A 9,603-nucleotide genomic window follows, 5' to 3' on the forward strand; every position below is an offset into this window, starting at 1 on the left:
AGTGGCATCGCACGCGGCCATGGCGGTCCTGACGGGCGTGGCGACCGCCGCGAGCGTGGTCGGCGCGGTGGCGACCGGACATCCTGCGTGGCGCCTTGTCACTCCGGCCGTACGCCGTGAGGGTTCTCTTGTGTACGGTCGGCGCGGGTGATTCCGCGCCCATTGTCGACCCGGCACACATGTGGAAGCGGGTAACGAGGATGACGGCATCCACGATCGGAAGTTACGACGCCGCCTTGGACATCCTGGAGGGCTTCGGCTGGACCGTGCTCGAGGCGGATGAGGAGGACGTACCGGAGGGGAACCCGTTCGTGCGATTGCCCGCCGACGAGGACGACAGCTTCGACGCCGACGGCAACGTGGTCCGGGAACTCCGATTGACCTGGCGCGGCAACGCCTCCGACGCGCAGGTCGCCTTCGCCGCCCAAGGACTGATCCTCGTCATTCCCCTCACCCGGGACGAGGGTGCCGCGACCCTATTGCCCCAAGACACCGACGAGCGTGATCTGCAGCGGATCATGCGGGTGTTCGCCGGACTTCGCGCCGGCGGCTACGTGGCCGAGGGGGCCTTGGCCTGGACGTCAACCGACGGCCGGCAGGCTGCCAGGAGCCGGGGCAACGGGTCCAGGATCGTGTTCTGGACGACACAGAACCACGAGGACTGCTTCGACCAGGACTCGGATCTGCTGCTGCCTCTCCCCCTGCAGTGGACCGGAGACAAACAGGAACTCGCAACGGCGCTGGTGGCCACCGGGCTCGGCGTCGAAGTGCCGGACACCGAGGCCACGGTCTTTCACCTCATCCCGTGCTTCGACCAGGAGTGACCCGACGGCACACCGCGCCACTCCTGTGACACGGGCCGACGAGCACGCCTGAGCAAGCGGCGTTTGCCTGTCCCCGGACGGGGATCGCGCACCACGACCCGGCTTCCCGGGCGACCCGGACGGTGGACCGGCGCCGGCACCACCGAGAACGCCGTTTGACAGGACTGGCACCAGCCATAGGCCGGCTCCCGCGGCACCGACGCCGACCCAGGCCCACACGGCCGTGTGGGCCCCTGCCGGGTCGTCGAGCATGAGGCGTGGGGTTTCGGCAACGGCGATGTAAGGCACGACCGCCGCCGCACTGAGGGCAGAGAGGACCGCGCAGACCACGAGGTGAGTCCGAATCGGAGCGAGGATGTGCAGCAACGCGCCCGGACCCGCCAGTCCCGGCGTCTCGGACGACGATATCGATCGTTTCATTAGGATAGACAGGGCGACTGAGGCTCATTCAACAATCCCTGGATTCGGTCCGGGTACTCGGCGGCAGTACCGATGCCGCTGTCGGTGATCGCGAACCGCCACACGTCGCCGACGCGTTCGACCGACAGGCGCGAGCGGCACATGCTCGGGGTCGCGATACCTGATCGCGTTGGCGAGCAGGTTCCGCAGAAACGGCGCCGGTCGGGCGGGGCCGCCTCGGACATATCGCCGCATCGCCATCAGGCGACGGACCACGTGGAAGCTTTCGTTGCGAAACACGTAACCATCGAGTTACGCTTCCTTGGTGGACGAGATAGCCGGCGCGATCGCCGATCCGGTGCGTCGGGAGATCCTGGTGCTGCTGCGCGACGCGCGGCTCTCCGCCGGCGAGATCAGTGAGCGGTTCGACATCAGCCGACCGGCCGTCAGCCGGCACCTGCGCGTACTGCGGGAGAGCGGCCTGGTCCGCGACAAACTCGTCGGCCGGCACCGCTACTACGTGCTGCAACCCGACCGCTTCGACGAACTGGTGGCCTGGCTGGCCCGGTTCGCCCGCACATCGGGATGGGAGCACCGGCTCGACGCGCTGGAGACCGAGGTCTACCGCACTCGCCGAGCGCGCCGCACCGCCGCACCCGACCGCGTCGCCGACCGGACCGGGCCCGCCACGCACGGAGAGGCAGACACAGCATGAGCCGTACCCCCGAACCCACCGGACGGCTGCTGCCCGTCGGTGACGGCTTCGACCTGGTCGTCACCCGAACGTTCCAGGCACCCGTCGAGGACGTCTGGGCAAGCGTCACCGACCCCGAACGCACCGCGCGCTGGTACGGCCGCTGGGAGGGCGACGCCGCGCCGGGCCGCACCATCAAAGTGCAGATGGCCTACGAGGATCAGGAACCCTGGGCCGACATGCGCATCGACGCGTGCGAACCGCCGACCCGACTCGCGCTCTCGGCCACCGACGAGTTCGGCAACTGGCGCCTGGAACTGTTGCTCGCCGCGGTCGGGGACGGCACCACCGAACTGCGATTCGTGCACCACCTGGGGAGTGCCGAAGGCGTCGGCGAGATCGGCCCCGGCTGGGAGTACTACCTCGACATGCTCGTCACCTCACGCGACGGCGCCCCACAGCCCGACTTCGACGACTATTACCCGTCGCAGAAGCCCTACTTCGAGGCACAGGTCACCTCACTTTGACCGGCTCGGCCGAGGCGCCGCTCCCCGGCCGGTCACCTCTCGTTCGCGGGCCGATCGTCCTCGCCCGACGGCGAGCGGAAACCAGCCGAGAGGCGAGCAGGAGCACGTGTGAACGATGATCGGCCACCTGCCGTACCTCTTCCGCGAGCGGCCACACCGAGCCCCGTGGGTGTCGCACGAGTACTCGGTGAGGAGATCGAGCATCCCGTCGATCGATTGGTCGAACGTCAACACCGGGGTCGCACAGGCCAGGAGGTAACCCGCCCTGAAGAATCGCAACCGGTCTAACGTCGACGGCGCCGGCCTCGGCCACCCGATCGACTTCCTCGCGCACCGTCGGGTGGAGGTCAACGGGTCCGGACGAACACCGCCTCATCGTCTGGTCCATGGAGCCCCGGCGCCTCACGATCCTGCCGACGCTCCGCGTCCGATACAGGTCAGACACGGACCACGACTGACACTTGGTGAGACGGACCTCACCCGCCATATCGGGCCGGCACCGCGGCCCCGTCGAACGCACAGATGAATCGGGCCTCACGGTCTTCGTCGGACCGCGCCACCTCGCCGCGAACGCGCCCTCCGCAGGCCCTTGACCATCTCGCCGACCCAGCGCTGCGAGGTCGTGCCCGTGGCATGGGGTCGATCGCCATGTCGACCGCATGTCACGCGCCACCGGATCCGGCAGCGGACATGGCGTCAATCCGAGACCGGCCGACTCGCGATCGAACCGCTTGGACTGCTCGCCCGCGTGGCCTACGCAGGCCGGGCGGGACCTGCTCCCCGGAACGGGACGAACGAACAACGCCCACCTCGACTACCAGGGTCGGCTTCGAAATCGACCCGAGTATGCCCGCCGACCATGCTTTCGCAACCGGGAAACATCAGGACCATCGACAGGGTCAAACCGACGATCGTTCCCGGGCGTGAGCCCACGCGCCAAATCAGCACGTCCCCACACCGCACTGCGGCCGACCGGGCTACACGGTTCCGACCGGATCCTCTCGGTCCGCACGGCCGCGACCCCTGCTCCGGCGGAGATCAGCCACCGTTACAGACCAGTGAATAGGTCGGCATGTATCCCAACCTGACGTGCGTGTCCACACGCGACACCGCATACCAACCACTCCCGCTGCTTGTGGCTTCGACTGTCACTCCCTTATAGAGACGGTCGATGATCTCGGACGTCGTGTCCATACGTTCGTAGATCCAGGCGTACTGGGAAGGCGTATGGCAGTAGGCCCCCGCATGAGCCGTCCCCTGCATCATCGGCGTGAGTGCCAACACCGTCGCTCCAGCCACCAGCGCCCTTGCCGCAGTCTGTCGTGCCTTCTTCATCAGGACCCACTTTCGCTCGGTTGGTCTACCGCAGCCTTTCATCACCGCCGATCCAACCGACATGTAAGAAAACGACATTCGAACCAGCAAGTCCGGTGCCTTCATGGTGAGTTACCGACAACACGCGCCCCCGGACGAAGGGCGTGCGTTGCTCCGAGCCCGCCCCGCAGTGCCGGCGTCACCACGCCGACTCGAACCACCCTGACTACGCCGTCCGAACCCGACGGCTGCACGCGCCTCTCACCAGTCGTCGGCATGCCCGCTGAGAAGCCGATGATCACGGCGATGGCGGTCCACTCCTGTTGGAGGTGGGCTGTCCTCTGCCCTCGGCAGTGACGGCGGCGCATGCCGTGTCCGAGGGCGCACTCGTGGACGGCATGGCCGAAGTCTTCCTGATCCCCGAGGTTTCACGTGTCACCGTCGTGTATCGGCACTGGACGAGCCCGGAACGACGCGCACGCAGAGCACCCCGCGGTCGCGATCACTGACGAACTCGAATCGACCGGCACCGCCACTCGCACGTGACCGACGATGGGGCAGGACGAGTCCGGTGGTCGAACTCACGGCTCACCGAGGCGGAAACCTCGATGCCGGCACAGCCGAGAGCAACATGGCCGGGATGAAACCCTTCGGCCGAGGCCATCGAAATCCTCCCAAGCGTGCGTGTCCAACAAGTGGCTCTCGCTGGTGGATCAGGGCACGGCGACCGAGCCATTGAGGCGATCGCGAACGAGCCGGCCGGGTCGTCGCGTCGGCGCGTTTCTCGGTGTCGGGTGAATCGTGGCGCCGGCATCGTGGTCGCCGCGCGTCCCGCCTGCAGGGGCATCGCCTCGGGTTCGCAGGACGGAGCGGGGAGCCCGTGAATCGGTTCGGAGAGTGGTGGTCGGCCTGTGCGTCGGGTTCGGCATCTCACACCGACCAGTCCCTCCACCAAGACCTCGCCCAGGAGCACGACCTCATGCGAATCACACCCGACCCGCCCTCCCACATCACCGATGTGTTCGATCGCCGCGTCACTCGCCTCACAAACACCGACCCTTGGGTCCTCCCCGTGCTGGGCGCTCTTGGACAGGCCCGTGGCCTCGGCATGCCATGCGAACTCCTCCACGAAGTCGCCCGAAGCCACGACACCCCTCGGATGGAGAGCGCACCCCCGTCGGACATCAACGCCACCCGCGCAACCCTCGACCGGATCAGCTTCTGCCTGGACACCGATACCGACACCGACGGCAGTCTCCTCTACCGCTATTCCCACCAGGCCCTCATCGACCACACCCACCACCTGGCCGACCCCGCCACCACCCATCGGGCTCTCCTGCACGCCATTCCCCCAGCCCAAGGCCACGCTCGCAACTGGGCACTGGCCCACCCGTACCTGCGGCGCCACGCCCCCGCTCACGCCGTGAGCGCCGGGGAGGGGGTCCTCGACGAACTTCTCGCCGACCCGGCGTTCCTGCTGCACGCCGATCCCGATCACCTCACCCTCCAACTGCACCACGCCACCGCTTCCGACGCCGTCGAACACACCCACATCTACCGAATGAGCACCAGCCATCACCCCCGACGCCACGACATCCGGGTCCGCCGCCAGCTCCTGGCCCGGGATGCCGCCGCTTGGCGAAAGCCCGAACTCGCGCGTGCCTTCGCCACCGTCGTGCGGGATCTCGGCGCGGCCGGAGTCGTTCCCCTGTGGGCAAGCGGAGCCGGACACCCCGGGCTCCGCCATGCGTTCACCGGCCACAGCGACTCCGTGCGCACCGTGGTGACAACGACGATCGGTGACCGTCCACACTTCATCACCCACGACGGCGAAAGCCGTTTGCTGGTCCGGGACTTGGCCACCGGAGCCCGAACCCACACCCTCACCGGCCACACCGGCAAAGTGCGCGGCATGGCGACGGTGGCCCTCCGGGATCGCCCACACGCCATCACCGTCGACGACGACGGCCAAGTGCTGGTATGGGACCTCACCACCGGAACACGGACTCACACCCTCACCGGCCACACCGGTGCGGTGAACGCCGTCGCGGCAGCGACCGTCGAGGGGCACCCGTACGCCGTTACCACCGGCGAGGACGGCCAGGCCATGGTTTGGGACCTGACCACCGGAGCCCGAACGCACACCCTCACCGGCCACTTCGGCCCGATATACGTCGCGGCGACGACAGCGTTCGAAGAGCGCGCGTACGCCGTCATCACCGACGAAAGCGGCCAAGTGCTGGTGTGGGATCTGACCACCGGAACGCGAATCCACACCCTCAGCGGCCACTTCGGCCCGATATACGTCGCGGCGGTGGTGACCGTCGAAGGTCGCCCGCACGCCGTCACCACGGGCGAGGACGGTGGCCGAGTGCTGGTGTGGGATCTGACCACCGGAGCCCGAGTCCACACCCTCACCCACCGCAACACCTACGCGGTATACGCCGTGGCGGTGGTGACCGTCGAAGGTCGCCCGCACGCCGTTACCACCGATCCCAACGGCCAGGTGAAGGTCTGGGATCTGACCACCGGAATGCGAACCCACACCCTCGCCCACCACACCGACGCGGTCTACGCCGTCGCGACGCTGACCCTGGCGGGCCGGCCGCACGTTGTCACCGCCGGCGAAGAGGGACAAGTGGCGGTCTGGGATCTCGGCACCGGACGCCGAACCCACACCCTCACCGGCCACACCGGAGCGGTGTATGCCGTGGCGACGACCACGGTCGACGATCGCCCCCACGCCGTCACCACCGGGGACAACGGCCAAGTGATGGTCTGGGATCTCACCATCGACACGCCCTACCCATCCGCCGGACACACCGACCTGGTGCTCGCCGTGGCCACGATGACGGTCAAAGACCGCTCATACGCGGTCACCACCGACGCCGACGGCCTGGTGCTCGTCTGGGACTTGACCACCGGAGCGCGGATTCACACCCTCGCCGGCCACTTCGGTCCGGTACGCGCGGTGGCAACGGTGATCGTCGAGGACAGCCCCCACGCCGTCACCACCGGCGACAACGGCCAGACGATGGTCTGGGACCTGACCACCGGTACCCGAACCCGTATCCTCACCGGCCACACCGGCCCAGTGGACGCCGTGACAGTGGTGACCGTCGAGGGTCGCCCGCACGCCGTCACCACCGGCGCCGACGGCCAGTCGGTATCCTGGGACCTGACCACCGGAATCCGAGCCCACACGCACACGCTCAACGGCCCCTTCGGCCCGGCCCGTGCCGTGACCACCGTGATCGTCGAGGGGCGCCCATACGCCATCACCAACGACACCTACCACCAGGCGACGCTCTGGGATCTCACCACCGGAACCCGAACCCACACCTTCGAACTCACCGGCCACAACGGCAAGGTCAGGGCGGCGAAGACCACGACGGTCGCAGGCCGCTCGTGCGTGGTCACCACAGGCGCCGACGGCCGGGTAATAGTCTGGGAGTTCGCCACCGGAACGCGAATCCACACCCTCACCGGCCACACCGGCGCGGTGCATGCCGTGGCAACGAGCACGATCGAGGGCCGCCCGCACGCCGTCACCGCCGGCGCCGACGGCCAGGTGATGGTCTGGGACCTGATCACCGGAACCCGGACGCACACCCTCGCCGACCACACCGACGCGGTAGTGGCGGTGGAGACGGTGACAGTCGGAGACCGCCCCTGTGCCGTCGCCATCGACAACAGAGACAAGATGCTGGTGTGGGACCTGACCACGGGCAGGGTGATCTGTCGAGTCGATGCCCACTCCACCCGGGCGAGGCATCGCGCGATTCCCCTCGTCGCGACGCGCGAGCGACTGGTGGTCGCACGCGGTGCGGACGTCGTCTGCTTCGCGTGGGACCTCTCGACGTCAAGTATGTGAGCCCGGCGCGGTCGTCCGGGGAGCCCAACGGCGTTCCAGAGCAGGGAGATCGGACCGCGATGCCCGCGAAGCACGCCGCTGCGGAGCCCTCCCGCCGCTACCACGATGAGCCCTCATCGTCTTCACGATCGACCATGTCCGGGCCGGCCGGCAAATAATTTCGTTCGGACCGGCGCGTGAATCCGAGCTCGCTGCGCGCACCGCAACATCCCCTGCATGCATCATCGCGTCGGAAACACGCGCGCGGCGGTGCTATTTGACTGTTCCGCCGTGTATCTCGGTGGGTACCGGGCGGGGATCTGCCGGATTTTGCCTGATGGAGAGCGCGACCCGGCGAACCGCGGCTCGCCGGTGGGCAGGATGGTCGGGATCGTGGTGGCCGGCATGGGCCTCATCAGGTCCCACGGGATGGCCGCGTCCCGAGTAAGGCGGTCCTGGGCACCGCCACCTGAGGAGCCCCGCGTTTCCGGACGGGTTGATTGCTGTTGTTCTATGCCGCGAGGTTCAATTCCTGCTCTGGGTGCAGGACTTCGTGGGGTGTGCGATAGCCGAGTCCGGAGTGCAGGCGTCGGCGGTTGTAGAAGCCCTCGATGTATCGGACGACTTCACCCCGTGCCTTCGCGTGCGTGGTGAAGACGTAGCGGTGGAGCCATTCGTTCTTCAAAGCCCGGAAGAATGATTCCGCCAGGGCATTGTCCCAACAAACACCGGTGCGGCCGACGGACTGCCTCATCCCGTGACCGGCGACCGACTTCGCGAACTCTTCGGACGTGTAATTGCTGCCGCGATCGATGTACCGGTTGGGCCGGGACTTGACCTTGGGCTCGGCCAAGAAGGTCGCGAAGAGATCCATGGCTGGTGAGCAGATGAAGACGGAGCGGCCGGCTTCGCGACGCCGGTGGGCCCGGCCAGAGCAGGGAGGTTCACGGCCGGGCCTGTCGCGCGTTGCCGTCAGACGTTGACGCCGTGGGTGCGCAGCCAGTTCAGCGGGTTGATCGCCGAACCGTAGTTCGGGGTCGTGCGGACCTCGAAGTGCAGGTGCGGGCCGGTGACGTTGCCGGACGCGCCGGAGAGGCCGACCTTCTGACCGGGCTGGACCTTGGTGCCGCCCTTGACCGAGATCGAGGACAGGTGGGCGTACTGGGTGTACTTGCCGTCCGCGTGCCGGATGACGACCTCGTTGCCGTACGCCCCGCCCCAACCGGCGGAAACAACGGTGCCCCAGGTGACCGCGCGCACGGTGGTGCCGGTCGAGACCGCGAAGTCCTGGCCGGTGTGGTGGCCGCTGGACCAGCGCGGACCGCCCGAGCCGAAACTCGCGGAGAGCGAGCCGCCGGCGACCGGGGAGACGAACCCGCCGGAGGCCTTCTCGGTCGTGGTCGACAAGCCCGAGGATTTCCTGGTGGTCTCGGTCTTCGAGGTCCAGGCCTTGGGCGCCGTGGTCTCCTTCTTCGGGGCCTCGTCCGTCTCGGTCTCCGCCTTCGGCACGGCGACCTCGGCCTTGGGGGCCGCGGCCTTCGGCGTCGACGCGGCAGTCGAGCCGTCGACCGCGAGCTTCTGCCCTGGGAAGATCAGGTCGGGATTGCCGCCGACGACGCCCTTGTTGGCTTCGAACAGCACCGGCCAGCCGCCCTTGACGCCCTGGGCGTCGGCGATCCTGGAAAGCGTGTCACCGGCCACCACGACGTAGGACGCCTTCGCGGCCGTCTCGGTCTTCGGCGCGATCTCGGGGGTGTCGGCGACGACCGTCCTGGGAGCGGCCTTGTCCTCGACCTCGGGCGCGGCGACGACCTTGGGGGCCGAGGCCTCGACCTTCCTCGGCACGGCCTTCGGTGCGGTCCCGTTCTCGATCTTTGCCTTGGGGTTGGTCTTCGGCGCGGTCTTGCCGGCCGAGGAGCCGGTGTCGACGTCGGCGGCGGCGCCGCCTCGGGTCAGGCCCGCCTTGACCGAGCACACCGGCCAGGCGCCGGG

Annotated in this window: 6 protein-coding genes and 1 pseudogene; 4 read left to right on the top strand and 3 right to left on the bottom strand. The window is 68.1% G+C overall.

Translation table 11 applies throughout. From position 1 onward, the window contains the following. Positions 1-200 precede the first annotated feature (200 nt). From ACWCPW_RS48270 to ACWCPW_RS48280, 3 genes are all read left to right on the top strand, one after another. Entirely contained in the window at positions 201-824 is a 624-nt protein-coding gene (locus ACWCPW_RS48270) for a hypothetical protein (protein ID WP_449768015.1), read from the top strand. A 724-nt stretch (positions 825-1,548) separates the two neighbouring features. Further along, positions 1,549-1,938, top strand: coding sequence for a metalloregulator ArsR/SmtB family transcription factor (locus ACWCPW_RS48275; RefSeq protein ID WP_449768016.1), 390 nt, complete (start codon positions 1,549-1,551; stop codon positions 1,936-1,938). Then, complete coding sequence (locus ACWCPW_RS48280; protein ID WP_449768017.1) at positions 1,935-2,444, top strand: SRPBCC family protein; 510 nt, start codon at positions 1,935-1,937, stop codon at positions 2,442-2,444. Before ACWCPW_RS48275 ends, ACWCPW_RS48280 begins: the two co-directional genes overlap by 4 nt. 1,038 nt (positions 2,445-3,482) lie before the next feature. Here the strand turns inward: ACWCPW_RS48280 and ACWCPW_RS48285 are convergent. Further along, positions 3,483-3,884 (bottom strand): hypothetical protein, encoded by a 402-nt coding sequence (locus ACWCPW_RS48285; protein ID WP_449768018.1) that lies wholly within the window; start codon positions 3,882-3,884, stop codon positions 3,483-3,485. Between the two features lie 1,033 nt (positions 3,885-4,917). On the opposite strand from ACWCPW_RS48285, the gene ACWCPW_RS48290 reads away from it, so the two are divergent. Continuing rightward, complete coding sequence (locus tag ACWCPW_RS48290) at positions 4,918-7,632, top strand: WD40 repeat domain-containing protein (RefSeq protein WP_449768019.1); 2,715 nt, start codon at positions 4,918-4,920, stop codon at positions 7,630-7,632. Positions 7,633-8,122: 490 nt separating this feature from the next. Here ACWCPW_RS48290 and ACWCPW_RS48295 read toward each other — a convergent pair. Next, positions 8,123-8,422 (bottom strand): annotated as a pseudogene (locus tag ACWCPW_RS48295) (integrase core domain-containing protein); the annotation flags it as partial. A 161-nt stretch (positions 8,423-8,583) separates the two neighbouring features. Continuing rightward, positions 8,584-9,603 (bottom strand): M23 family metallopeptidase (locus tag ACWCPW_RS48300; protein ID WP_449768020.1); only part of this gene is annotated, 1,020 nt, incomplete at its 5' end.

It is taken from the genome of Embleya sp. NPDC001921, assembly GCF_053594475.1.